This window comes from Bosea sp. BIWAKO-01 (assembly GCF_001748145.1).
Lineage (GTDB): Bacteria > Pseudomonadota > Alphaproteobacteria > Rhizobiales > Beijerinckiaceae > Allobosea.
The window spans coordinates 1,013,446-1,037,440 of record NZ_BCQA01000001.1; the positions used below are offsets into that span (position 1 = coordinate 1,013,446).

21 protein-coding genes are annotated in these 23,995 nt (G+C 66.4%); 10 read left to right on the top strand and 11 right to left on the bottom strand.

Features of this window, described 5'->3' with window-relative positions; genetic code table 11:
* The first annotated feature begins 183 nt into the window (after nucleotides 1–183).
* From BIWAKO_RS04655 to BIWAKO_RS04665, 3 genes are all read left to right on the top strand, one after another.
* Nucleotides 184–3,723, top strand: a complete 3,540-nt coding sequence (locus BIWAKO_RS04655) for an SEL1-like repeat protein (protein ID WP_069877544.1) — start codon at nucleotides 184–186, stop codon at nucleotides 3,721–3,723.
* Between the two features lie 195 nt (nucleotides 3,724–3,918).
* Nucleotides 3,919–4,848: a sulfite exporter TauE/SafE family protein gene (locus tag BIWAKO_RS04660; RefSeq protein ID WP_069882169.1), complete on the top strand. Its 930-nt coding sequence runs from the start codon at nucleotides 3,919–3,921 to the stop codon at nucleotides 4,846–4,848.
* Nucleotides 4,845–5,618 (top strand): TIGR02186 family protein, encoded by a 774-nt coding sequence (locus BIWAKO_RS04665; protein ID WP_069877545.1) that lies wholly within the window; start codon nucleotides 4,845–4,847, stop codon nucleotides 5,616–5,618. Before BIWAKO_RS04660 ends, BIWAKO_RS04665 begins: the two co-directional genes overlap by 4 nt.
* Nucleotides 5,619–5,626: 8 nt before the next feature.
* On the opposite strand, the gene BIWAKO_RS04670 is transcribed toward BIWAKO_RS04665, so the two are convergent.
* Together BIWAKO_RS04670 and mobB are read right to left on the bottom strand one after the other, a co-directional pair.
* A complete protein-coding gene (locus BIWAKO_RS04670) occupies nucleotides 5,627–6,883 on the bottom strand; it encodes a molybdopterin molybdotransferase MoeA (protein WP_069877546.1) in 1,257 nt (418 codons plus the stop codon).
* A gap of 7 nt (nucleotides 6,884–6,890) precedes the next feature.
* Nucleotides 6,891–7,421, bottom strand: a complete 531-nt coding sequence (gene mobB / locus BIWAKO_RS04675; RefSeq protein WP_069877547.1) for a molybdopterin-guanine dinucleotide biosynthesis protein B — start codon at nucleotides 7,419–7,421, stop codon at nucleotides 6,891–6,893.
* A 240-nt stretch (nucleotides 7,422–7,661) separates the two neighbouring features.
* Here mobB and BIWAKO_RS04680 point away from each other — a divergent pair, with 240 nt between their 5' ends.
* The 3 genes from BIWAKO_RS04680 (at nucleotide 7,662) to BIWAKO_RS04695 (ending at nucleotide 9,933) form a co-directional block, all read left to right on the top strand.
* Nucleotides 7,662–7,892, top strand: coding sequence for a sulfurtransferase TusA family protein (locus tag BIWAKO_RS04680; RefSeq protein WP_069877548.1), 231 nt, complete (start codon nucleotides 7,662–7,664; stop codon nucleotides 7,890–7,892).
* A gap of 26 nt (nucleotides 7,893–7,918) precedes the next feature.
* Nucleotides 7,919–9,052 carry an Mrp/NBP35 family ATP-binding protein gene (locus BIWAKO_RS04685; RefSeq protein ID WP_069877549.1) on the top strand — a complete coding sequence of 378 codons (1,134 nt, stop codon included), beginning with the start codon at nucleotides 7,919–7,921 and terminating at the stop codon, nucleotides 9,050–9,052.
* Between the two features lie 479 nt (nucleotides 9,053–9,531).
* A complete protein-coding gene (locus BIWAKO_RS04695; protein ID WP_069877551.1) occupies nucleotides 9,532–9,933 on the top strand; it encodes a hypothetical protein in 402 nt (133 codons plus the stop codon).
* A 189-nt stretch (nucleotides 9,934–10,122) separates the two neighbouring features.
* On the opposite strand, the gene mobA is transcribed toward BIWAKO_RS04695, so the two are convergent.
* Complete coding sequence (gene mobA, locus BIWAKO_RS04700) at nucleotides 10,123–10,749, bottom strand: molybdenum cofactor guanylyltransferase MobA (protein ID WP_069877552.1); 627 nt, start codon at nucleotides 10,747–10,749, stop codon at nucleotides 10,123–10,125.
* 52 nt (nucleotides 10,750–10,801) lie between these two features.
* Complete coding sequence (locus BIWAKO_RS04705) at nucleotides 10,802–11,317, bottom strand: DUF2478 domain-containing protein (protein ID WP_069877553.1); 516 nt, start codon at nucleotides 11,315–11,317, stop codon at nucleotides 10,802–10,804.
* Nucleotides 11,318–11,515: 198 nt separating this feature from the next.
* On the opposite strand from BIWAKO_RS04705, the gene BIWAKO_RS04710 reads away from it, so the two are divergent.
* Nucleotides 11,516–12,760, top strand: a complete 1,245-nt coding sequence (locus tag BIWAKO_RS04710) for a hypothetical protein (RefSeq protein WP_069877554.1) — start codon at nucleotides 11,516–11,518, stop codon at nucleotides 12,758–12,760.
* A gap of 22 nt (nucleotides 12,761–12,782) precedes the next feature.
* Here the strand turns inward: BIWAKO_RS04710 and BIWAKO_RS04715 are convergent, their stop codons facing one another.
* The 6 genes from BIWAKO_RS04715 to argE all read right to left on the bottom strand — a co-directional run bounded on the left by BIWAKO_RS04715 (nucleotide 12,783) and on the right by argE (nucleotide 19,908).
* Entirely contained in the window at nucleotides 12,783–13,793 is a 1,011-nt protein-coding gene (locus BIWAKO_RS04715) for an ABC transporter ATP-binding protein (protein WP_069877555.1), read from the bottom strand.
* Nucleotides 13,790–14,776: an ABC transporter ATP-binding protein gene (locus BIWAKO_RS04720; protein ID WP_069877556.1), complete on the bottom strand. Its 987-nt coding sequence runs from the start codon at nucleotides 14,774–14,776 to the stop codon at nucleotides 13,790–13,792. Before BIWAKO_RS04720 ends, BIWAKO_RS04715 begins: the two co-directional genes overlap by 4 nt.
* 4 nt (nucleotides 14,777–14,780) lie before the next feature.
* Complete coding sequence (locus BIWAKO_RS04725; RefSeq protein WP_069877557.1) at nucleotides 14,781–15,734, bottom strand: ABC transporter permease; 954 nt, start codon at nucleotides 15,732–15,734, stop codon at nucleotides 14,781–14,783.
* Between the two features lie 20 nt (nucleotides 15,735–15,754).
* Nucleotides 15,755–16,735 (bottom strand): ABC transporter permease, encoded by a 981-nt coding sequence (locus tag BIWAKO_RS04730; protein ID WP_069882170.1) that lies wholly within the window; start codon nucleotides 16,733–16,735, stop codon nucleotides 15,755–15,757.
* A 195-nt stretch (nucleotides 16,736–16,930) separates the two neighbouring features.
* Nucleotides 16,931–18,520 (bottom strand): ABC transporter substrate-binding protein, encoded by a 1,590-nt coding sequence (locus tag BIWAKO_RS04735; protein WP_069877558.1) that lies wholly within the window; start codon nucleotides 18,518–18,520, stop codon nucleotides 16,931–16,933.
* A gap of 236 nt (nucleotides 18,521–18,756) precedes the next feature.
* Nucleotides 18,757–19,908, bottom strand: coding sequence for an acetylornithine deacetylase (gene argE / locus BIWAKO_RS04740; RefSeq protein WP_244523359.1), 1,152 nt, complete (start codon nucleotides 19,906–19,908; stop codon nucleotides 18,757–18,759).
* A 167-nt stretch (nucleotides 19,909–20,075) separates the two neighbouring features.
* Between argE and BIWAKO_RS04745 the strand changes: the two genes are divergently transcribed.
* The 3 genes from BIWAKO_RS04745 (at nucleotide 20,076) to BIWAKO_RS04755 (ending at nucleotide 23,014) form a co-directional block, all read left to right on the top strand.
* A complete protein-coding gene (locus BIWAKO_RS04745) occupies nucleotides 20,076–21,044 on the top strand; it encodes a threonine ammonia-lyase (protein WP_069877560.1) in 969 nt (322 codons plus the stop codon).
* Between the two features lie 132 nt (nucleotides 21,045–21,176).
* A complete protein-coding gene (locus BIWAKO_RS04750) occupies nucleotides 21,177–21,638 on the top strand; it encodes a DUF4126 domain-containing protein (protein ID WP_069877561.1) in 462 nt (153 codons plus the stop codon).
* The gene (locus BIWAKO_RS04755) at nucleotides 21,635–23,014 is read left to right on the top strand and encodes an FAD-containing oxidoreductase (protein WP_069877562.1); all 1,380 of its coding nucleotides are present in this window, start codon (nucleotides 21,635–21,637) and stop codon (nucleotides 23,012–23,014) included. The genes BIWAKO_RS04750 and BIWAKO_RS04755 overlap by 4 nt, the downstream gene beginning before the upstream one ends.
* A 2-nt stretch (nucleotides 23,015–23,016) precedes the next feature.
* On the opposite strand, the gene BIWAKO_RS04760 is transcribed toward BIWAKO_RS04755, so the two are convergent.
* Nucleotides 23,017–23,976: a phosphoribosylaminoimidazolesuccinocarboxamide synthase gene (locus tag BIWAKO_RS04760; protein WP_371331821.1), complete on the bottom strand. Its 960-nt coding sequence runs from the start codon at nucleotides 23,974–23,976 to the stop codon at nucleotides 23,017–23,019.
* Between the last annotated feature and the right edge of the window lie 19 nt (nucleotides 23,977–23,995).

Sequence of the window (23,995 nt, forward strand, 5' to 3'; positions counted from 1 at the left end):
TTAACGGCCGGCCGCCGGATATTAACCGTCCGTTTACCGTGACGGCCAAAAGTCGGGTCTGCGAGCCAGGCCGTCGTCAGCGGCAACTGAATCTTCACGATCGCCTGTTTCGCGCGGGGAAGCTGCGGCGCCAGGGGGCTGCGCATCCCGACTGAAGACCGGTCCCCTTAGGCGAGCGAGATCATGGCCAATAGCTTGCCCTGGAGCGTCAAGGGCGTTGATCCGCGCACCCGCGATGCCGCAAAGGCGGCGGCGCGGCGCGCCGGAATGACCCTGGGTGAATGGCTGGACCACAAGATTCGCGTCGAGGCCGAAGAGAGCGAACCGACAGCCGCTCCGCTGGAGCAGCTCGACATCGCAGCGCTGTCCGAGCGTCTCGCCAAGCTCTCCCAAGGGCAGATGGAAACCTCCTCGCAGGCCGCAGCAAGCGCTGCGGCACCGCAATTTGCCCCCGAGATGTCGCGGGGCCAGATCGAGGCCGCGCTTTCGCAGGCCGCCCTCGCAGAGCGCATGACCCGGGAATCGAGCGTCAAGACGGCCGGCGCCCTGGATTCGATCGCGCGCTGGATCGAGAAGACCGAGAACCGTCTGGTCAGCGGCGAGCGCAGCATCGCCGAACGTCAGGAACGCGCCACCAACGTCATCGCCGACGCGATCAAGACCATGGGCGAGCGCATAGCCGAGATCGAGCGCAAGGCGGTTGATGCCCAGAATAAGGCCGCCACCGCCCGCCCGGCACTGAACCGCGACGGTCTGGCCGCAGCGGTGACGGATATCCGTACGCGCCAGCGCATGCTGGATACCGCCCCCGAATCCGCCGCCTCGGGCCGGACAGGCCTGAGCGAAAGCCGGGTCGCAGCCTTGAGGCAGGATCTCCGTTCCTTGAGCGAGAGAGTGGGCGCCACAAGCGACCATCCCTCTCTCATGTCCGAGCGGCTCTCCCCGGCTGCAGCGTCACGCCAGGTCGAAACGCCCGCACTGGAAAGGCTGATTGCCGAGCTCGGTTCGAAGCTGGAGCGGCTGGACCGGAACGACCGTATCGAGCCGATACTGAGGCCGCTGGCGCGGATCGAAACCGAAGTCGCCCGCCTCGCCCGCGAAAACTCCGGCGAGAGCTATGCCCGTTTCGAGCTGGAGATCGCGCATCTCGCCGCCAAGGTCGACGCACTCGCGGCGCGCGGCAGCGACCGCGCTGCACTGACCCCGGTGCTTCGCGACATCGCGGAATTGCGCGATCTGCTTGCCACGACGACCGGCGACAACCGCCTCGGCGATCTTTCGCAACAGGTTTCGGCTCTGGCGGGCGAAGTCGCCCGGCTGCGCGACGGGCAGCCTGATGCACTCTCGATGCGTGGCCTGTCCCAGGCGATCGAGGACGTGCGCGACGCTCTGCTCACCGACCGCTTCGGCGACCCCGCCCCGCTGCTTTCGCTGTCGCGGCAGGTCGAGGCACTGGCTGACAAGGTCGATTCGCTGCCCGTGATGCGCCCCGAGGTGATCACGTCCCAGACCGAGCAACTCTTCGCACGCCTCAACGAGATCGGCGCTTCCGGCTCTCCGGCATCGAACGAGCTGTCGCGCCGGATTGAGGCCCTCATCATCAAGCTCGAGGATGTCTCCGATCGGCAGCCCAACCTGCTCGCGGACCGGATCGACAGCCTGCAGCACCAGATCGAGACGCTGGCGGATCACGGCCCGGCAGCAGTCACGAAGCAGATCGAAGGGTTGGCTGCCCGGATCGAGAGTCTCGCAGCCTCCAGCAATCTGACCCAGATGGTCCATGACGGCGGCAACGTCCAGGTCGCGCGCGTCGACATGCGCCCGGTTGAGGACATGTTGCGCAGCCTCGCCGAGAAGATCGACGAGGCGGGCCGCCCCGGCGCCGAATCCGATTCCTTCGATGCACTCGAACAGCAGATCGCCGGCCTCGCCAGCCGGCTCGACGAGGCCGTCGCGACGCGTTCGGCCGAGACCGGGATCGAGCGCACGCTGCAGGACCTCGTGCGTCATCTCCAGACCGTGCGCGAGGATACCGCAGCCGCGGCCGAACGTGCCGCACGCACCGCCATGGCCGATATGGCGAGCAAGACCCCCGCTCAGGCGGGAGGCTTTGCCGAGCTGAGCACCCTGGTTTCCGGACTGCGCGAGAGCAACGCCGCCTCCGGCCGAGAGACGCAGGACGCCATCGGCGCCGTCCATCAGACCCTCGAGACGATCATCTCGCGCCTCGCCAGCCTCGAAGCCGAGCTCGGCCTCGAGCGGAGGGAGGTCCCGCCCGCGCCGACCCCGGTGGCCGCGGCGCGCCCCTCGGCCATGCCGTCGGCGCGCGGCCTTGCGCTTCCTGCCAGCATGAGCGCCGCGATCGAGGATCGCTTTGGCGCCCGGCTGGAGACGACCAGGCCGGCGGAACGCGCAGCAGACGGGCCTGCTGCCAGATCCCATGATCTGCCGCTCGAACCGGGCTCGGGCCGGCCGCGCCCGGACACACCGGCCGCTCCGGCCGCGACGGCCCAGGATCCGCAATCGGTCCGCCAGAACCTGATCGCCGCGGCACGGCGTTCGGCAAAGGCTGCCTCCGAAGCCGCAGCCTCCGCGCCCGCAGCGGAAGCCGAGCGCGGTGGCACCAGCACCTCCAGGGGCGGCAAGCTCAAGGAGATCATGGAGAAGCGTCGCCGTCCGCTTCTGCTCGGCCTGGCCGCCGTCGTTCTTGCCATGGGCACCGCCCATGTCGTCACCGGCGCGCTGCAAAGCCCGAAGACGAAGGCCGCCGGCAACGAAACCGTTCAGTCTCCTGCCTCCGCTCCCGCCCTCGCTGCCCCGGAACCCGCCGCACCGGAAGCTCCAGCGAAGCCCGCGAAGGATCAGAGCTCGGTGCTTTCGCCGGTCGAACTCGGCCCGGCCGCCGCATTCGCGGGACCGGCAGCCCCGATTCTCGGCTCTCCCGAAACCACCAGCTCGACCACCCAACCGACAGCAACCGCCGCGCTGCCGCCAGCGACCGCGCCCGACCCGGTTCAGGCCGTCACCGGGCTCGGCGACCTGCCCGCCGGATTTGGAACGCCGGGCCTGCGCAAGGCGGCCCAGGCAGGTGATGCCCGTGCCGTCTACGAGCTCGCCAGCCGCGCAGCTGATGGCAGCAACGCGACACGCGATCCGAAGCTGGCCTTGCGCCTGTTCGAACGCGCCGCGGTCGCCGGGCTGGCGCCAGCGCAGTTCCGACTGGCCAACATGTTCGAGAAGGGTGTGGGCACCCAGCGCGACATCGCACTGGCGCGGGTCTGGTACTCCCGTGCCGCAGAGCGCGGCAATGCCAAAGCCATGCACAATCTCGCCGTGCTCTATGCCGAGGGCGTCGACGGCAAGGCGGACTATGCGACGGCGACGGAATGGTTCCGCCGCGCCGCGGACGCAGGCGTGCGCGACAGCCAGTACAATCTCGCGGTTCTGCTCGGCCGCGGCCTTGGCGTACCGGCCGATCTCGGCCAGTCCTATCTCTGGTTCGCCATCGCCGCCAAGCAGGGCGACGACGATGCGGCCCGCAAGCGTGACGAGGTCGCCGGACGCCTCAACCCCAACGACCTGGCAGCGGCGAAGCTCGCTGTCGATTCCTGGAAGGCAAAGGTGCTCGAGCCTGGCGCCAACGAGGTTGCGGCACCGGCACAGGGTTGGGAAGACAACACAAGCGCAGCCGTCAGGAAGCCGGCAAAGCCGGCTCGCAGCTAATGCATGAAAGGCAGGCCCCTGGCCTGTCTGTCATGGTTTCGACGCGTTACGCAGCCATCAGAGGTTGATCGCGACTTCAGCCGATCCGGCCGCAACACCTTCTTCGTCCACGATAAGGATTTGCCTAACCGGATTGGTGCAATCTGGGACGATCCGGCGCCGAATCTCATGCCGCGCCGGCACACGAGGGCAAAGGTGCAGATTTATCTCCCGATCGCGGAACTGCCGATCAGCATCCTGATGGTGCTGGGCCTGAGCGGTGCCGTCGGCTTCATCTCCGGCCTGTTCGGGGTCGGCGGCGGCTTCCTGCTGACCCCTCTGCTGATCTTCCTCGATATCCCTCCGGCGGTTGCCGTCGCAACCGTGGCCGCCCAGGTCGCCGGCTCGTCAATGACCGGCGTCCTGGCCTACTGGCGCCGCAAGGCGCTCGACCTCAAGCTCGGCAGCGTCCTGGTCGGTGGCGGTATCATCGGCACCATTTTCGGCGTTCTGTTCTTCAACTCGATGCGCCGGCTCGGCCAGCTCGATCTGGTCATCACCCTGTCCTATGTGACGCTGTTCACGATCATCGGCGGATTGATGCTCTATGACGCGCTGCGCGCGGCGCTGCGCGCCAAGGCGGGCAAGCCGGCACGCCTGCGTCGTCGGGCCGGCACACATCCGCAATGGATGAAGCTGCCCTGGCGGATGCGTTTCCATAGTTCCCAGCTCTACGCCAGCGTCATCCCGATCGCCGCGCTCGCCATCGTGATCGGCTTCATCGGCGCCGTGCTCGGTGTCGGCGGCGGCTTCATCCTGGTGCCGGCGCTGATCTATTTCTTCCGCATCCCGCCGGCGGTCGTCGTCGGCACCTCGTTGTTCCAGATCCTGGTGACGATGACGGGCGCAACCATGCTGCACGCCCTCACGAACCAGTCGGTCGACCTGATCCTGGCAGCACTGCTCCTGGTCGGCGGCGTGATCGGGGCCCAGTTCGGCGGCCGGGCGGCGCGCAACCTGAACGTCGACTCCTTCCGTCTGCTGCTTGCGCTGCTGATCCTGTCGGTGGGCCTGCGCTTCGCAATCGAGCTGTTCATCCCGCCCAGCGACCCGTTCTCGGTCGTCCTGCCGGAGAGCGCGCGATGAAGGGCTTCCGGTCCCTGGCCGCTGCGTTGCTGCTGACCTCCATCGCAGCAACTGCACCGCGTGCGGAAACGCTGATCGCATCCGTATCGAGCCATCAGATCCAGATCTCCTCGAACTATACCGGCGACCAGCTGACGGTCTTCGGCCTGGTCGAACGCGGCGGGCGGACAGTGGCACGCGGCGACCCATACGACATCGTAGTGACCGTGCGCGGGCCACAGCGCATGCTGATCGTCCGCGAGAAGGAACGGCTCGGGCCGATCTGGATCAACCGGACGCAGCGGCGCTTCGTCGATCGCCCGATGTTCCTGATGGTGTCGAGCAACCGCCCCCTGAACGAGATCGTCAACGAGGATGCGGCGCGGCGCGACAGGATCGGGTTGGCCAACACCCAGCGCAACTTGCCGCCCGAGCTCTATTATGAGGAGAGCACCGTCCGCTTTCGTCAGGCACTGATCCGCATCCTCGAAGACAAGGGTCTCTATGCCCAGGACGAGCGCGGCGTCACCTTCCTGTCGGAAACACTGTTCAGCGCGCCGATCGAAGTGCCCGCCACGGCACCGACCGGCTCCTACGAGATCGAGATCGCGCTCTATTCGGGCGGCGCCATGCTGGCGCGCCAGACCACAAATTTCGAGGTGATCAAGACCGGCATCGAGCAGCGCCTGGCAACCGGCGCGCATGATCGCCCCTTCCTCTACGGGCTCGCCACGGCGACCATGGCGCTGCTTCTGGGCTGGCTCTCCAGCGTCATATTCCGGCGCGACTGAGCGCCTCGCTACGCCATCAGGAGGTCATAGGCTAGGAACGGCACAAGCGTTCCGGCCTCGATGCGTGTCAGCTCCTCAGCGAGCTCCACCAGGCCCTCCGTGCGCGTCAGCGAGGTCATGACGCCGGCCCCGTCTTGTGCATGCTTGGACGCGATCATGACACCGTCTGCTGCCGGAGTGAGCGAAACACCGACATATTCGCGGCGTCCCGGCTTCTTCAGATAGGGAAAGCCCAGCCTTACCGGCAGCGGCACCGGGGCAACATGGGCAGCGCCGGCAAGCCGCGCCACGACCGGGCGCGCGACAAAGGCGAAGGTGACGAACACGGCCACCGGATTTCCCGGCAGGCCAATGAACGGTACGCCTTCGATCACCCCCATGGCCACCGGCCGGCCTGGCTTGATGCCGATGCGCCAGAAGACCAGCGCGCCGACCCGTTCGACCGCCGCCTTGACGTGGTCCTCCTCACCGGTCGAGACGCCGCCGGAGGTCAGGATCAGGTCGCAGCCCCGGGCCGCCTCGCGCAGACGCCCGGCCAGACTGCCCGGTTCGTCACGCAGGATGCCGAGATCAACCACATCCGCCCCCGCCCGCGCCACCATGGCACGCAACGCAGCGCGGTTGGCGTCGTAGATCGCGGCCGGCGGCAGGGGCAGGCCCGGCTCCGCCAGCTCATCGCCCGTTGAAAAGATCGCGACACGCGGCCGGCGGCGAACGTCCACCGAGGCATGACCAAGCGCAGCCAGCAGCGCCAGGTCCTGCGGCCGCAGGCGCCGGCCTGCCGACAGGGCGGTCTCTCCGTGCGCGATATCCTCGCCGGCCGGTCGGGCGTTGGCACCGTGTTTGAGGCCCGCGGGCAGACGGACGAAGCCTTCTTCCGCCGTCACATCCTCCTGCATGAAGATGGTATCGGCTCCTTCCGGTATCGGCGCGCCCGTAAAGACCCGGACGGCCACGCCTGCAGTTGCAATGCCCGCCGCATCGGCGCCGGCGGCGAGCCGGCCTGAGAGCGCGAGGCGGGTTTCTCCTGCCGACGCCAGATCGACGAAGCGGACCGCGTAGCCATCCACGGCAGAATTGGCGAAGGGCGGGAGATCGAGGCCGGCCACGACATCGCTGGCCAGAACCCGACCATCGGCGTCGGCCAAGGCGACCTGCTCCGTGCCCTCCACCGGCCGAATCCGCTGGCCAGCAAGGTCAGCCGCCTGCTCGATGCTCATCAAGGGGCCACCGAAGGCGAAGGTATCCTCGCTAAGTTGCGCCATTCTGCCCTCAACCCTGTTGCTGCACGCGAGCCAGAATGGCGGTGAGCGGCTCGGCGCAAGAAAGCACAATCTCTGCGATTGCGGCGATGTCGTCGAGATCCACGACAGGGCAGCCCGCCTCGGGAAATGCGCTATCGCAGGCGATTGCGACGATCATGGGGTCGCCCGGGTGCAGCGGCGGCTTGCCGTTGGCTGCGCGATGCACCTCGATCTTGAGATGCGGCTCGCGCTTGAACCCCTCGATGATCACCAGATCAACCGGGGATAGTCGCAGGAGCAGATCCGGCAGCTGCGCTTCCGGCTCGCCACGCAGTTCATGCATCAGCGCCCAGCGGCGCTCGGACGAGATCAGCACCTCATGCGCGCCCGCCTGACGGTGTTCGTAGGAATCCTTGCCTGGCTTATCGAGGTCAAAGCCATGGTGCGCGTGCTTGACGGTGGAGACCGAGACACCGCGGCGTGTAAGTTCCGGGATCAGGCGCGTCAGCAAAGTCGTCTTGCCGGCACCGCTCCAACCGGCCAGGCCGATCACACGCATCAAAGCAAATCCCCCAAAACACGATCGGGCACAAAGGGCACCCTGTTGTCATCTGGCACGTCCCCTCCCCGGTCAAGCCAGGAGGATTGGGCCGCCACGGCTCCTGCCCGCGATCATTGCGCCCATGCCGTGCCGGCTGGGCAGCAAGGCCTCTCGCGCTTCGCTGCGGCAAGGGGCCGGTGGTTGCTCCTGCGCAAGTAGCCATCATATGAAGCACTGCGTATTCGACAGGCTCGGCCCATGACCTCTATCCCCCTCAATCTGCGCGGCTTGAAATGCCCCTTGCCGACGCTGCGCGTGCGCAAGGCATTGAGGGGTGCCGACGCCGGAGCCTTGTTTGTCGTCGAGTGCACCGATCCCATGGCGGCGATCGACATTCCCAATCTGATGCGCGAGACGGGCGACGCAATCGAGCTCAGCCGCTCCGAGGGCGAACTTCTCGTCTTCCACATTCGCAAAGCTGCGGCCTGACGCCGCGCCAGCCGGAGTACGCCTTCGTGGCCCTGACCGAATCCGACATCCTGCGCGCGCTCGAGCTGGTGAAACTGCCCGCGAGCGGCCAATCGCTGCGCGCTTCCGGCCGTATCGCCGATATCCTGATCGACGGCGGCAAGGTCATCTTTGCGATCGGCATCGACCCGACCGAGGCTGAGGCGATGGAACCAGTGCGAAGGGCCGCAGAAAGCGCGGTCGGCGGTATTCCGGGCGTCACCCAGGTTCTGGTCGGGCTCACGGCAGACAAGGCGCCGTCGCGACCGGCGCCCTCTGCCGCCGCGCAGCCACGCCAGCAGGCGCATGGCCAGCCGGGTCCCGGCCGGCCGATGCCAAAGGCCGCCGGCGTGCCCGGCGTGAAGCAGATAATCGCGGTGGCCAGCGGCAAGGGCGGCGTCGGCAAGTCGACGACCACGGCCAATCTCGCGGTCGCGCTCGCGATGCTCGGCCTCAAGGTCGGCGTGCTCGACGCCGATATCTACGGTCCCTCCGTGCCCAAGATCTTCGGCATCACCGGCAAGCCGCGCCTGGTCTCCGGCCGGACGCTGGCACCGATGGAGGCCTATGGGCTCAAGATCATGTCGATCGGCTTCTTGATCGACGAGGAGACGCCGATGATCTGGCGTGGGCCGATGGTGATCTCGGCCATCACCCAGATGTTGCGCGAGGTCGCCTGGGGCGAACTCGACGTGCTCGTTGTCGACATGCCGCCCGGCACGGGTGACGCGCAGCTGACCATGGCGCAGCAGACTCCTCTCGCGGGCGCAGTGATCGTCTCGACGCCTCAGGATCTGGCTCTGCTCGATGCCCGTCGCGGCGTCGCCATGTTCAAGCGCGTCGAGGTGCCGATCCTCGGTATCGTCGAGAACATGAGCTATTTCGTCTGCCCGGAATGCGGCCACCGCTCCGACATCTTCGCCCATGGCGGGGCGCGGCACGAGGCAGAGCGGCTGGGCGTGCCCTTCCTTGGCGAGATCCCGCTTGCCATGCCGATCCGCGAGACCTCGGACGCCGGCCGGCCGATCGTGGCGAGCGACCCCGACAGCGCCCATGCCAAGGCCTATCTGGCCATTGCACGGCAGGTTCAGGCGGGCCTGAGCGGCAAGACCCGGGCCGCACCCCGCATCATCATCGAATAGAGGCGCTGCCCCGGGCCCGAAATCTGAACTCGACGGCGAGCCGACACTCGCCTCCGGCCTCATGCGCGAGCGTGGAGGCGGCCACGGCACCGGCGGTCGGAGAACTGGCGTGCCTGAGCCTTGATCGCCCATCTGCGCGGCCGCGGGCCGCATGGACGACCGCACTTCATGCTCACGCGCTCCCGCGCGATTCTGGATCTGGCAGCCGCGGGGTCCGACGAGGCGATCATCCTCTGCCCCGCCAATCGCAGCCCGCCGGTCCGTCTCGCCCCCTATCCCGGCGCTCCCGGCTACGAAGCCGTCGCCACCTGCCTCGCCTCACCCGAGGTGCGGGCCCGGATCGCATGCCCACCCCGGATGGGCGTAATCCATCGACCTTCCGCACCGGTGCCCAAGCGCCCTCGGCCTGATACCGGCGAAGCTAAGGAATTTGCCAATGTTCTTCTTTTGTTCTAAATTGTTCAAAAGGAGGTTCTTCCATGCCCGTTCAGCCCGCGCGCCATATCAGCATCTCGATCGGCAAGCCGATCGAGCAGGTCTACGGCTTTCTGGCAGAGCCCAGGAACTTCCCGAAATGGGCCGAAGGGCTGGGCCATAGCTTCAGGCATATCGAAGGCATGACCTGGGCTGCCGAAACTCCAATGGGCCTGATGCGCATCCTGTTCAGCGAACCCAATCCCTACGGTGTACTCGACCATGCCGTGATCCCCGATCACGGGGAGCCGATGCACAACCCGATGCGCGCGCTCGCCAATGGCGATGGCAGCGAGGTGATCTTCACTCTCTACAAGCGGGCGGAGATGAGCGACGACGATTTCGCCCGCGATGCCGACTGGGTCGCAAGCGATCTGAGGCGTCTCAAAGCGCTGCTGGAAGGCTGACGAGAGCGATTGGCCCATGCCGACGCCATCGCAGGCGCGCGGAGAAAACCCGAAATCCATGCCTGGGCCCGCCTGATTGACACGGCCCGATCGTTTCCGATGCACGTTCGCGCTTCCGTCGAGAAGCCGGCACGCGCCTTCGGAGCCGGGTTCCGTTGCAAGCCGGAACAGCGAGCGCCCCAGCCGCCATCACGCATCGCGCAGCCGCGCATGAAGCTGCTCGGCCTCGACGAGGTCATCAGGGTGATTGGCATTGAAGAAGGGGTCGACCGGATCGACCGGCCACTCCGCAGCCGCAACACCATGACGCGCCGTCCAGCGGCCGATCTTGCGCTCATCCTCGACCGTGAGTGCATGCCGCAAGTCGTCACGCAGCGCGACTGGCCATAGCCCGATCACCGGATGGTCCCAGCCGCCCGATGCAGCGCAGGCCAGCGGAACATTGCCCGCTTCACGCGCCGCATGGAGCCGATGCACGAGATCACGCGGGATGAAGGGGGTGTCTGCCGCAACGCTGACCATCCAGGCATGGCCGGGGCGGTGCGCGGCCATCCAGTCGAGCCCGGCCAGGATGCCGGCCAGCGGCCCAGCGAAACCGGGCACGCCGTCGGCGACCATCGGCAGGCCGAAATCAGCAAAGCGGGACAGGTCGCCATTGGCATTGATCAGAAGTCCGTCGCATTGCGGCCCCAGGCGATCGACGACATGGGCGAGAATGCTGCGCCCGGCGATCAGCCGAAGCGGCTTGTCGCCACCACCCATGCGGCGCGCGAGCCCACCGGCGAGGAGGAGGCCAAGCGTTGGAGGGATGGTCATGCCATGGCCTGCAAGCGCCGCATCTCGCGTTCGCAGTTGGCGGCCCCCGGCCTCACGCCGGCACACCGAGTCGATCCGCAGCCCAGTTCTCCACGGCTCGGCCCTCAGGCGGCAATGGGGTCCAGTCATCGCCGGCAAATTCTCGCCAGGCCGAAACGAAATCCTCGCGGACGGCGATCAGCAGTGGCAGGCCAGACAGGACCGCTGCCGTGATCTCCTGGCGCAGGCCCTGACCAAGCTGCTCCTGCCGCCCGAACTTGTTGACGATCACGAGATCGATGTTGCCCGTCAGAGCAGCCGCGACCGCTCCTGCCGCAGCTGCAAGGCCGGCGACGTCGAGCCGGCAGCCCGACGCGCCTGCGCCGCGGTCCTCGCTGATCGGAAAGCGCCGGCCATTCGCGAGGTCCTCCAACGCCATGGAGTGACAGCCATCCCCGCAATCATCGCCGTTGTGCTGGACGACACCACCGAGCTTCAGCCCCTGCCGCTTCATCTGGCTGGCAAGGCCAGCCATGAACGCATCGATCTCAAAACCGGACGAGTAGACGATTGCGGCAAGCGTGTTCATCGTCCCTCCATCCCACGAAACATCATCCGCAGCCAGAACCGCGACCGCAAGGTGCTATGATGCCGTCATGGCCCTGCGTCAGATGCCGGCCCACTGTTGCAGCGCACCTACAGTCGCGCGGGCTGCCACAAGCTAGGGTGCTGCGGGGCTGATGTCCGGCGTGTTCTCCGGTCAAAGCCGTTTGTTCGGTTGCCGTCCATGATCCGCCACAATGCCAATGCCCCGATTGACCCCGCCGCGGACGCGGCCTTGCTGCTGCGTCGCATCGGCTTCGCCACGCTTGCGCTGGCGCTACCGATAGCTTCGCTGGTGTCGCGTCGCGCAGCCGTCGTGCTTGCGCCGATCGGGGTTGCGTTGCTCATCATTTCCTCGCTGATCGAGGAGCGTGGCCAGTTCGGCAGGAATCTGAGGGATTCCCTGCTGAGCCGGCCGGGCATGATCCTGATGGGCCTCGTGGCCTGGGCCCTGCTCTCGCTGGTCTGGAGCCCCTACACGCTTTCGGCGACCGAGAAGGCCACCAATCTGGTTCTTGCGGTCGCACTCGGCTTTTGCGGTGCCGCGGCGCTCCCGGAACGCATGCGCGCCTCGAATCTCAACCTCGTTCCGCTCGGCACCGGCATCGCCGCGCTGTTTGCCCTCGCGCTGCTGGTCGCCGGGAACATGAGCGCCGCTGGCGTGTCTCCGGGCGTTGAGCGCGGCGTCAGCGTCGTGCTGATCATGTCGTGGCCCGCCTTCGCCTGGCTTCTCTCGCGTGCCCGCGGCCTGAGCGCGCTGGGTCTCGCACTCGCCGTTGGCCTCCTTGCCATGACCCGCTTCGAGGATGGCGAGGCGGTGGCGATGATCTGCGGCACGGTGGCCTTCGGAGCGATCAGCGCCAATCGCGTGGTGGCCGCTCGCGCCATCGCCATCATCGTTGCCGGGCTGATGTTGCTGGCGCCGCTCCTGCCCTTCCTGCTGATGCCGATCGCCTCGCGCCTGCCCGACGATCTCGCGCTCACCCTCGGCATCTGGGCCGACATCGTCAGTCGCGAACCAATTCAGCTGATCACCGGGCATGGCCTCGACACCGTGCTGCGCGGCCGCCTGACGGACAGCCTGCCGCGGGACACGCCAACGACCATTCTGTTCGAATTCTGGTATGAACTCGGCCTCGTCGGAGCGGCATCAGCCGCGCTCTGCCTGTACTTTGCAATCAAGGCCGCAGGTCAGATGGCCGGAGCGCTCGCCGCCGGCGTCGCCGCCGCCTATGTCACGGCCTTCGCACTCGCGGTTCTGGGCTTCGCCACCTTCCAGACCTGGTGGCTGATGACGCTCGCTTCGGTCGCCCTGATGTTCACGGCGATCGCCCGTGGGCAATACCGGACCGAGCGGCCGCTCGCGCCCTTGATGCCGCAGCCTGCCGTGAAGAGCAGGCCAAAGGCCGGCGGGCCGGCGTCCTCCTGAGCGATCCCCTGGGTGGCGCGGCTCAGGCCGCTGCCGCCCGGTCGCCATTCACGGCGTGACAGGCGACACCGTCGATCACCGGCGGATTTTCGATCTTGCAGCGGTCGAACGCCAGCGGACAACGCGGATGGAAGGTGCAGCCCGAAGGTGGATTGATCGGGTTCGGGATTTCCCCCTTCACGCCCTCGCGCGCCTTGCCGACCATGGCGAGATCCGGAACCGCATCGAGCAGCATCCGGGTATAGGGATGGCGCGGGGCCGAGAAGAGCTGTTTGCCCTCCGACACCTCCACAAGCCGGCCGAGATACATCACGCCGATGCGCGTCGCCATATGCCGGACCACGGCGAGGTTGTGCGAGATGAAGAGATAGGTCAGCCCGAATTTCTGCTGCAGATCGCGCATCAGGTTGAGGATCTGCGCCTGCACCGAGACATCGAGCGCCGATGTCGGCTCGTCGCAGACGATGAACTCGGCATTCGAGGCGAGCGCGCGCGCGATCGCGATGCGCTGGCGCTGCCCCCCGGAGAACTCGTGCGGGAATTTCTTGGCGTCATCGGGATGCAGGCCGACCAGCGTCAGCAATTCGCCGATGCGGGCATTGATGTCGCCTTCGCCCTCGATGATGTCGAAGGCACGGATCGGCTCGGCGATGATCCGGCCGACACGCCAGCGCGGGTTCAGGCTGGCATAGGGATCCTGGAAGATCATCTGGATGCGCCGACGCATCCGCTGGCGCTCCTGCGCGACCGCAACGTCGTTCATCGAGATGCCGGCGATGCTGACGGTACCGCCCGAGGGCGGCAGCAGGCCGACCACCATGCGCGCGACGGTGGACTTGCCCGAGCCGGATTCACCGACGAGCGCGAAGGTCTCGCCCTTGCGGATATCGAAGGAGACCCCGTCGACGGCCTTTAGATACTGCTTCGGCGCATGTTCGAGCACGCGATTGAGCCAGGGTTTCGATACGTCGAAGACGCGCTTCAGGTCGCGGACCTGAACGAAGGGGGCGTCGGGCGGAGGGAGCTGGCTCACGCTGCGATCTCCGCATTGGGCTGGTCGTAGAGATGGCAGGCGACCTGCCGGTCGCCGACCCTGGTCAGCTCGGGCCGCTCGACATGGCAGCGGGCGAAGGCATGAGCGCAGCGCGGATTGAAGGCACATCCCCGCGGAATGGCCGAGAGCCGCGGCATCGCGCCAGGAATCTGCACGAGGCGGTCGGCATCACCCTCGATCGACGGGATCGCGCCCATCAGCCCCTTCGCATAGGGATGGAGCGGGTCCTTGACGACATCGCGGACTGGGCCGATCTCGGCGACCCGGCCGGCATACATGACCGCGACCCGGTCGGCCGTTTCGGCGATGACGCCCATATCGTGGGTCACCAGCATCACCGAGGTTCCGCGCTCGCTGCAGAGGCGTTTGATCAGCGCGATGATCTGGGCCTGGACCGAGACGTCAAGCGCCGTCGTCGGCTCGTCGGCGATGATGAACTCGGGCTCGGCGCAGAGCGCGAGCGCGATCACGACACGCTGGCGCATACCGCCGGAGAACTCGTGCGGATAACCATCGATCCGCCGCTCCGGCGCCGGGATGCCGACCTCGTCGAGCAGGGCGATGGCGCGCGCACGGGCATCCGCCGCGCTCAGGCTCGTATGGGTCCGGATGGTCTCGATCAACTGTTCGCCGACCCGGTAGAGCGGGTTCAGGCTGGTCAGCGGGTCCTGGAAGATCATGCCGATCCGCTTGCCGCGGATCCTGCGCATCGCCTCGGGCGGCAGGTTGTCGACGCGTTCGCCCGACAGCAAGACCTCGCCACCGGCGATGCGCCCCGGCGGATCGATCAGGCCGATGATCGCGGAACCGGTGACTGACTTGCCCGCGCCGGATTCGCCGACGACACCGAGCACTTCGCCGCGTGCGATATCGAAGGAGATCTTGTCGAGCGCGCGCAAGGAGCCGCGCCGCGTCACGAATTCGACGGTCAGGTCACGGACGGAAAGAACGGGGACGGTCATCTGGTCACCTCAGCCGCGGATTGAGCGCATCGCGCAGCCAGTCGCCGAGCAGGTTCACCGCCAGCACCAGGATCGCCAGGGTCACGCCGGGAAAGGCGACGATCCACCAGTCGCCGGAAAACAGGTAGCGGTTGCCGATGCTGATCAGAGTGCCGAGCGAGGGCTGCGTCGGCGGCAGGCCGACACCCAGGAAGGATAACGTCGCCTCGGTGATGACGGCGAGCGCCAGATTGATCGTCAGGATGACGAGAACCGGGCCGATCACGTTGGGCAGGACGTGGCGCAGCATGATCAGCGGCGCCGGCAGCCCGACGAGGCGTGCCGCCTGGACATAGTCCTTGTTGCGTTCGACCAGCGTCGAGCCACGCACGGTGCGGGCATATTGCACCCAGAAGGACAGGCCGATCGAGATGACCAGAACATAGATCGCCGTGTCCTCGCGCGAGGCGCTCTTGAAGATGCCCCGGACGACACCATCGATCAGGAGCGCGATCAGGATCGCCGGGAAGGTGAGCTGGACATCGGCGATGCGCATGATCAGCGAATCGACACGTCCGCCGAGATAGCCCGCGAGCAGGCCGAGCGTGATGCCGATCGAGGCGGCGAGGATCACTCCGAGACCGCCCACCACCAGCGAGACGCGCAGGCCGTAGAGAATGGCCGAATAGAGATCCCGCCCCTGGTCGTCGGTGCCGAAGATGAAGCGGGCCTCCCCGCCCTGCTGCCAGGCCGGCGGGATGTTGGCGTCGGCGAGGAAGACGGAGGCCGGGTCGAAGGGATTGGTCGGTGCGATCCAAGGCGAGAAGGCCGCGCCGATGAACAGCAGCAGCACGACGAAGGCAGCGACCATCGTCACCTTGGAGCGCAGGAAGCTGGCGAGAATGTCGCTGTCGAGGAAGCGTTCCCAGCGGGTCGGGATCTTCTCGGGCGAAGCGGGCGGCTGAGTGGTCATGCTCATGGTTTCAACTCTCCACCGGCTCAGTGTGCGCCGATCGTCGCGCGCAGGCGCGGATCGACGGCGGCATAAAGCAGGTCGACGACCAGGTTGATGCTGACGAACAGGAAGGAGATCAGCATCAGATAGGCAGCCATGATCGGGATATCGACGTTCTGGACGGCCCGCAGGAAGAGCAGGCCCATGCCCGGCCACTGGAACACCGTCTCGGTGATGATGGCGAAGGCGATGATCGAGCCGAGCTGCAGTCCGGCGATGGTGATGACCGGAACCAGCGTGTTCTTGAGCGCATGGCCGAAATTGACCGTCCGGGTGCGCAACCCGCGCGCCCGGGCGAACTTGATGTAGTCGGCTCGCAGCACTTCGAGCATCTCGGCGCGGACGAGGCGCATGATCAGCGTCATCTGGAACAGGCCGAGCGTGATCGAGGGCAGGATCAGCGCCTTGAGGCCGGACACGGTCAACAGGCCTGTCGTCCACCAGCTGCCGATCTTCACGACCTCGCCGCGCCCGAAGGAGGGCAGCAAGCCGAGCGTGACCGAGAACAGGTAGATCAGGAGGATGCCGATCAGAAAGGTCGGCAGGCTGATACCGATCAGCGACACCGCCTGGAAGATCTTGGCGAGCCAGCTGTCGCGCTTCAGCGCGGTGTAGACACCCATCGGAATGCCGACGAGGAGCGAGAACAGGGCCGACATGAAGGCGAGCTCAAGTGTCGCCGGCGCGCGGTCACCCAGCAGCGAAATCACCGGAAGCCGGAACTGGTAGGACACGCCGAATTCGAGCCGGGCGGCGTTGTAGATATAGCGGAAGAACTGGACGATGACGGGGTCGTCGAGGCCGAGCGAGCGCCGGATCTGCTCGACCTGCGCCTGTGGCGTGTCGAGGCTGACGAGCTGGTTCACCGGATCACCGACGAAACGGAACATCGCGAAGGCGATCAGCGCCACGCTCAGCATGACGAGAAGCGACTGAAACAGCCGACGCAGAATGAAAGCTAACATGGCCGCCTTGAATCCCCGGTTTGCCGAGGTCGAAAAAACGCGCGGCCATCCCAAGCCAGGGGACGCGGAGATCCGGAATCCAGCAGGAGCGCCATGCGCTGCAACGAATCCTGGGTCCGGCGCGGCTGCACCAACTGTCCGGGATGACGATGAGGATGAAAGAAGGCGCGCGGATCGCTCCGCGCGCCTCTCACGTCACTCCTTGGTGGCGTAGTAGAGCAGCACCGAGTTGTCGGCGCGCTGGGTCAGCTTGACCTTCTTCGAGACACCCCAGGCGAGTGCCTGCTGGTGCAGCGGGATATAGGCGAACTCGTCCACCGTGATCTTGAAGGCTTCCTTGATCATGGCGTCGCGCTTGGCGGTATCGGGCTCGACCAGGATCTTGTCGGTCAGCGCGTCGACCTTCTTGTTGCAGTAGCCGCCGAGGTTCGACTCCCCGCGCGACGAGCCTGCGACATCGCGGCAACCCAGGATGTCGTTGAGCACATTGTGGCTGTCGAAGGTCCCGGGGGTCCAGCCGAGCAGGTAGAACGAGGTCTTGTAGCCACCCGACTTCAGGACCTTGGCGAAGTACTGGCCCTTCGGCTGGGCGTTCAGGTTCACCTTGATGCCGGCGCGAGCCAGCATGCCGACCACGGCCTGGCAGATCTGGCCGTCATTGACGTAGCGGTCGTTGGGGCAGTCCATGCCGACCTCGAAGCCGTTGGGATAGCCGGCCTCGGCCAGGAGCTTCTTGGCGGCCTCGGTGTCGAACTTGGCGCGCGTGAACCCGGCGTGCGGGAAGAGTTCCGGCGCGATCATCAGCGGCGACGGCGTCGACAGACCCCGCATGACGCGGCTCTTGATCGTCTCGATGTCGATCGCCTGGTAGAAAGCCTGACGGACCTTCGGATCCTTGAAGGGGTTCTTGCCCTTGACGTTGGATTCGAGCAGTTCGTCGCGGGTCTGGTCCATGCCGAGGAAGATCGTGCGCAGTTCCGGTCCGGTCATGACCTGCACATTGCCGGCGCTGTTGACGCGCTGGATGTCCTGGATCGGAACCGGCTCGATCACATCGACCTCGCCCGAAAGCAGGGCCGCGACGCGGGTCGCGTCCGAGGCGATCGGCGTGAACACGATCTCCTTGAGATTGTGCTCGACCTTCTTGTTCCACCAGTTCTCGTTGACCTTGAACACGGTCTTCACGCCGGGCTGATGGCTCTCGATCTTGAACGGGCCGGTGCCGTTGGCATTGAGCGAGGCATGGCTCGGCGTGGTCGCCGCCGCCGGGGTCGGAGCGACGGCATTATTCGCCTCCGCCCACTTCTTCGACATGATGTACCAGGTGTCCCACTGGGCATTCAGGATCGGGTTCGGCGAGCTCAGCGTCACGTCGATGGTGTAATCATCGACCTTGGTGAACTTGGCGTCGGTCGGAATGCGCGTGGTGAAGTTCGAGCCCGGCGCGCGAACGCGCTCGGCCGAGAAGATCACGTCGTCGGCGGTGAAATCCTCGCCATTGTGGAACTTCACGCCCTTGCGCAGAAAGAAGCGCCATTTCAGGCCGTCATCGGAGACTTCCCACTTCTCAGCGAGGGCGGGCTCGATTTTGAGGTCCTTGCCGCGCGCCGTCAGGCCCTCGTAGGGGTGACCGAGATGGGCGTTGGTGGTGGTTTCGTTGACGGTATAGGGATCGAGCGACTTGAGCTCGCCTTGGTTGGCATAGCGCAGTGTCTGTGCCTGCGCGGCGCCGCACATCAGCGCCAGAGCCGCAACCGCGGCGAGGCAGTTCGTCTTGAATGACATAATTCGATCGCTCCCAATCGTTTTTGCTACCCACTCCTCCCGGGAGCGGCTCCCGCCCGGCGCCTCCCAAGCGCCCGGCGAAAGAAGGTGGCAGATTAATGACGCTTCGCGAGCGGCGTCCAGTACGGCTGATGAGAAACGCTCCAGATTGCATTTTCTTGCGCACTGGACCCGAGACTCACACGCAACCAGCAAAATCGACGCCAGGAACGGAAGTTCATGGCGTCGGATATCTCTCAGCGTGCCAATTCGGAGATGACGCCACGGATAAAGCGCGCGCCGGCATCGAGCTGAGCTACCGTAATGAACTCGTCGGGCTGGTGAGCCTGGGCGATATCGCCAGGGCCGCAAACCACCGTCGACCAGCCGGCCGCCTGGAAGAGACCGCCCTCGGTGCCATAGGCGACGACATGGCTGCCATTGTCGCCGGTCAGCCGGCGTGACAGGGCCTCCGCCTCGCCATGCTGCTCCGGGCCGAGCGCGGGTGTGAAGGAGGTGACCTCCATCTCGATGCCCGTCTCGGGCGCGATCGCCTTCATCCCGGCCTCGAGTTCGGCGATGCGGGTGCGGTAGCGCTCGACATAGGCGTCGTCGCGCTCGCCGGGAATGACGCGCACCTCATGAGTGAAGCTGCAATGTTCGGCCGTGATGTTGACGGCCGTACCGCCGTGAACCACGCCGACATGCAGCGTCGTGTAGGGCGGTTCGAAGCCGTTATCGTTCGGGGTCCGGGCCTTGTTTTCCGCCATGACCTCGTCGTGCCAGGCGATCAGCTTGCCGGCGATCATGACAGCCGGGACGCCGATGTCGACGCGGCTCGAATGCACCGCATGGCCGCGCACCGTCGTCTTCATCCGCGTGCCGCCCTTGTGGCCGGTGACGACCTGCATCATCGAGGGCTCGCCGACGATCACCGCCGACGGCGTGAGGCCAGCAGCGACCATGGCGTCAATCATGATCCGCGCGCCGAGACAGCCGACCTCCTCGTCATAGGAGAGTGCAATATGGATCGGTCGCTTCAACCCGGCCTCGATCATCTCCGGCACCAGAGCCAGCGCGGTCGCGTCGAAGCCCTTCATATCGCAGGCTCCGCGGCCGTAGAGCTTGCCGTCGCGCTCGGTCAGCGTCCAGGGATCGGAGGTCCAGTCCTGCCCCGCGACGGGAACGACGTCGGTGTGCCCGGAGAGCACGACGCCGCCGGCAACCGCCGGTCCGACCGTCGCATAGAGATTGGCCTTCTGGCCGTCAGGGCTCGGAACGATCGTGCTCTCGACACCGAGGCTGGCGAGGTAATCACGGCAGAAATGGATGAGCTCGAGATTGCTGCGCTGTGATTCCGTATTGAACGAAACCAGCTTCGCCAGCATTTCCTTGGGGGTGTATTTCACGGGGTCGGGTCTCCAAAGGCAGACGGGAAGGCAGGTTTCATGCCGACACGCTAGGCAGCCTGACAGCCAGGTCAATCGTCAGCAGTGGCTTGACCGGCCTGCGCCGGACGCGTTGATGTGCGCGCCGAGACGCCGGCGCCGCCGGGCCATGAGAGAAGTCCAGTCCCATGAATTTCGACGTCACGCTCGCCGATATCCAGGCTGCCGCCACCCGCATCTCAGGCAAGGTGCGGCGCACTCCGACCTTCCATAGCGCCGGCCTCTCGGCGCGGCTCGGCGTCGAGACCGTGGTGAAGGTGGAGAGCCTGCAGCTCGGCGGCTCGTTCAAGGTGCGCGGCTGCTTCAACAAGCTGATGTCGCTCAGCGAGGACGAGCTCAAGCGCGGCATCGTCACCGTTTCCGGCGGCAACCACGCGATCGCCGTTTCGATGGTCGCCAAATCGATGGGCGCCCGAGCGCTCGTGCTGATGGCGAAGAATGTCGCGCCCTTCAATGTCGAGCTCACCCGGCAGGCCGGCGGCGAGGTCGAACTCTGCGAGGACGCGATCGAGGCCTTTGCCAAGGCCGACGCGTACGCGGCAAAGGGCATGACCAATGTCCATTCCTACGACGACCCGACGATCATCGCCGGCCATGGCTCGCTCGGCCTCGAACTGGCGAATGATGCCGGCGGGCGCCTCGACCACGTCTTCATCTCGATCGGCGGCGGCGGCTTCGCGGCCGGCGTCGGCACGGCTCTCAAGGGGCTCGACCCGGCCGTGCGCATTCACGGCGTCGAGACCGAGGGCGCAACGACGATGACCCAGGCGCTGGAAGCCGGCAAGCCGGTGCCGATCCGGCCGACCTCGATCGCCCGTGCTCTCGGCGCCCCCTTCGCGACCGAACGCACCATGGCGGCGGCGCGCCAGTATCTGGAGGAAATCGTCACGGTGCCCGATGCCGAGGCCGTGCGCGAAATGGCCTGGGTGCTGCAGAACGGAAGGGTGCTGCTGGAGCCCGCGGCAGGCTGCGTGGTTGCCGCGGCCGTGGCGCGCAAGGAAATGTTCAAGCCCGGAGAGCGCGTCGGCCTGATCCTCTGCGGCTCCAATGTCTCGCTCGACGATTTCGCGGCGTGGCGCAAGGAATACGGGGTGTAAGGCAGCCTTCACAGGATCGGTCTTGACGCCAAGGCCCTTACGCAGCGGGCGACTTCGATGGTCGGCGAGTTGACCTGCGCGATGCACTAGCGTTGTCTTGGCAAGCGGCACCCTGCCGTCCGAGGGAAGGCCATGGCCGTCTTGCTCGCAGCGCTGATCGGGGTGGTGGCCGGGCTCCGCACCATGATGGCGCCCGCCGCGGTCAGCTGGGCCGCCCATCTCGGCTGGATCAACCTCGACGCCAGCCCTCTGGCCTTTCTCGGCTATGCCTGGACGCCCTGGATACTCACCGCGCTGGCCATCGGCGAACTGATCACCGACCAGTTGCCGTCGACACCCAGCCGCAAGGTTCCGACGCAGTTCGGCGGCCGCATCGTGACAGGCGCCCTGTCCGGAGCGGCCATCGGCGCTGCTGCCGGATCGCTCGCGCTTGGCGCGATCGCGGGCGCGGCCGGCGCCGTCGCCGGCACGCTTGGCGGGGCCACCGTCCGCGCCGGGCTCGCCAGAGCATTCGGCCGCGACTGGCCCGCCGCACTGATCGAGGACGTGGTGGCGATCCTCGCCGCCTGGCTGATCGTGGGGGCCGCGCGATGAGCAGGACCTTCGACGCCATCGTCATCGGGGCCGGCCAGGCCGGGCCTTCGTTGGCCGGACGGATGACCGATGCCGGCATGTCGGTTGCGATCGTCGAGCGCCACCTCTTTGGCGGCACCTGCGTCAACACCGGCTGCATGCCGACCAAGACGCTCGTCGCCAGTGCCTATGCCGCGCATCTGGCACGGCGAGGTGCCGAATACGGCGTCGTCCTGGACGCGCCGCCCCGGATAGATATGCCGAAGGTCAAGGAGCGAGCCGCCCTCGTCTCCGCCAATTCGCGCCGCAATATCGAGACCTGGCTGCGCGGGATGAAGGGCTGCACCGTCCTCACCGGGCATGCCCGCTTCGAGAGCGCCGACCGGATGCGGGTGGGCGACGATATGATCAGCGCACCCCGCATTTTCCTGAATGTCGGCGGGCGCGCCGTCGTGCCGGACATGCCCGGGATCGGTGACATCTCCTACCTGACCAACACCTCGATCCTTGCTCTCGACACGGTGCCAAAGCATCTCGTCGTCATCGGCGGCAGCTATATCGGCCTCGAATTCGCTCAGATGCACCGCCGCTTCGGTGCAGCCGTCACTGTTGTCGAGAAGGGGCCGCATCTCGTGTCCCGCGAGGACGAGGAGGTTTCGGAGGCGATCCGCGATATCCTTGTTGCCGAAGGGATCGAGATCCGGACAGGCGCGGAGTGCATTCGCTTCGCCCCCCAACCCGAGGGCATCGCGGTCGGCGTGGACTGCACTGCCGGGGCACCCGAGATCATCGGGTCGCATGTCCTGCTTGCCGTCGGGCGCCGCCCGAACACCGACGATCTCGGTCTCGACAAGGCCGGGGTCGCAACGGATGCGCGAGGCTATATCGAAGTCGACGACAGCCTGGCGACCAATGTCCCCGGCATCTGGGCGATCGGCGACTGCAATGGCCGCGGCGCCTTCACGCACACGGCCTATAATGATTTCGAGATCGTCGCCGCCAATCTGCTCGATGGAGAGACGCGCAAGGTCAGCGACCGCATCCCGGCCTATGGGCTCTTCATCGATCCGCCGCTCGGGCGGGTCGGCATGACGCTTGCCCAGGCGCGCGCCAGCGGCCGGCCGCTGCTGGTTGGCCGCCGGCCGATGACGCGCGTCGGCCGCGCCGTCGAGAAAGGTGAGACGCTCGGCTTCATGAGCGTCATCGCCGATGCCGAGACGCGTCGCATCCTCGGCGCCGCGATCCTCGGGACGAGCGGCGACGAGGCGATCCATGGCATCCTCGACATGATGAACGCGGGCGCACCCTATGACAGGCTGCTGCGCGCGGTGCCGATCCATCCGACGGTATCGGAGCTCATCCCGACGATGCTCGGAGAAATGCGCGCCCCGAACTGACCTCAGAAATAGCGCGCCAAGTTCCGGCGGATCCTGTCGACCGGCGGCTCCTGGTCCGCAGGGGCCTCGAAGGCCTGACCCGTAATGGTCTCGAAGGCGCGGATATAGACCTGAGAGGTCTGCGCGATGAGCTCGTCCGGGATTTCGGGGATCGGCTCCTTGTAGGGGTCGCAGCGTGCGGCGACCCAGTTGCGCACGAAATCCTTGTCAAAGCTCTCCGGCCGCTCTCCCGCTGCAAAGCGCGCCGGGTAGCTCTCGGCGAACCAGTAGCGGCTGCTGTCGGGGGTATGGATCTCATCGGCCAGCATGATCCGGCCCTGCCGATCGGTGCCGAACTCGTATTTGGTATCGGCAAGGATGAGCCCGCGCTCGCGCGCGATCTCCTGCCCTCGGGCGAACAGCGCCAGCGCATAGCCGGACACCGTATCCCACTGTTCCTGCGTCAGGAGCTTGCTGCCGACGATCTCGTCCGGGGAAAGCGGCTCGTCATGGCCGCCGTCGAAGGCCTTGCTGGTCGGCGTGAGGACGGCGTGAGGAAGCGCTTCGTTGTCGCGCAGGCCATCCGGGAAGCGGATACCGTAGAGATCCCGCCTGCCCTGCTTGTACATGGTCAGCACGGACGTACTGGTCGTGCCGGCGAGATAGCCGCGCACCACGATCTCGACGGGAAGGATATCGAGTTTCTGCCCGACGACCACATTGGGGTCCGGATATTCCAGCACATGGTTGGGGCAGATATCCGCAGTCTTCTCGAACCAGAACCGGGCCGTCTGGGTCAGCACCTGCCCTTTGAACGGGATGCAGGCGATGGCGCGATCGAAGGCGCTGAGGCGGTCCGTGGCGATCAGAATCCGGCGCCCGTCCGGCAGATCGTAATTCTCGCGGACCTTGCCCCGATAATAGTTCGGCAGCTCCGGGATGACCGCTTCGCGAATGGGCTGGATCTCGGACATGGTGGACATCACTTCATCAAGGCGAGGA

Coding starts and splice junctions, on each gene's coding strand:
- BIWAKO_RS04730 (WP_069882170.1), bottom strand. CDS start 16,735: ATGTTAGCTTTCATTCTGCGTCGGCTGTTTCAGTCGCTTCTCGTCATG.
- BIWAKO_RS04720 (WP_069877556.1), bottom strand. CDS start 14,776: ATGACCGTCCCCGTTCTTTCCGTCCGTGACCTGACCGTCGAATTCGTG.
- BIWAKO_RS04705 (WP_069877553.1), bottom strand. CDS start 11,317: ATGAACACGCTTGCCGCAATCGTCTACTCGTCCGGTTTTGAGATCGAT.
- BIWAKO_RS04750 (WP_069877561.1), top strand. CDS start 21,177: ATGGCCGTCTTGCTCGCAGCGCTGATCGGGGTGGTGGCCGGGCTCCGC.
- BIWAKO_RS04725 (WP_069877557.1), bottom strand. CDS start 15,734: ATGAGCATGACCACTCAGCCGCCCGCTTCGCCCGAGAAGATCCCGACC.
- BIWAKO_RS04655 (WP_069877544.1), top strand. CDS start 184: ATGGCCAATAGCTTGCCCTGGAGCGTCAAGGGCGTTGATCCGCGCACC.
- BIWAKO_RS04745 (WP_069877560.1), top strand. CDS start 20,076: ATGAATTTCGACGTCACGCTCGCCGATATCCAGGCTGCCGCCACCCGC.
- BIWAKO_RS04665 (WP_069877545.1), top strand. CDS start 4,845: ATGAAGGGCTTCCGGTCCCTGGCCGCTGCGTTGCTGCTGACCTCCATC.
- BIWAKO_RS04680 (WP_069877548.1), top strand. CDS start 7,662: ATGACCTCTATCCCCCTCAATCTGCGCGGCTTGAAATGCCCCTTGCCG.
- mobA (WP_069877552.1), bottom strand. CDS start 10,749: ATGACCATCCCTCCAACGCTTGGCCTCCTCCTCGCCGGTGGGCTCGCG.
- BIWAKO_RS04710 (WP_069877554.1), top strand. CDS start 11,516: ATGATCCGCCACAATGCCAATGCCCCGATTGACCCCGCCGCGGACGCG.
- BIWAKO_RS04735 (WP_069877558.1), bottom strand. CDS start 18,520: ATGTCATTCAAGACGAACTGCCTCGCCGCGGTTGCGGCTCTGGCGCTG.
- BIWAKO_RS04755 (WP_069877562.1), top strand. CDS start 21,635: ATGAGCAGGACCTTCGACGCCATCGTCATCGGGGCCGGCCAGGCCGGG.
- mobB (WP_069877547.1), bottom strand. CDS start 7,421: ATGCGTGTGATCGGCCTGGCCGGTTGGAGCGGTGCCGGCAAGACGACT.
- BIWAKO_RS04695 (WP_069877551.1), top strand. CDS start 9,532: ATGCCCGTTCAGCCCGCGCGCCATATCAGCATCTCGATCGGCAAGCCG.
- BIWAKO_RS04760 (WP_371331821.1), bottom strand. CDS start 23,976: ATGTCCACCATGTCCGAGATCCAGCCCATTCGCGAAGCGGTCATCCCG.
- BIWAKO_RS04670 (WP_069877546.1), bottom strand. CDS start 6,883: ATGGCGCAACTTAGCGAGGATACCTTCGCCTTCGGTGGCCCCTTGATG.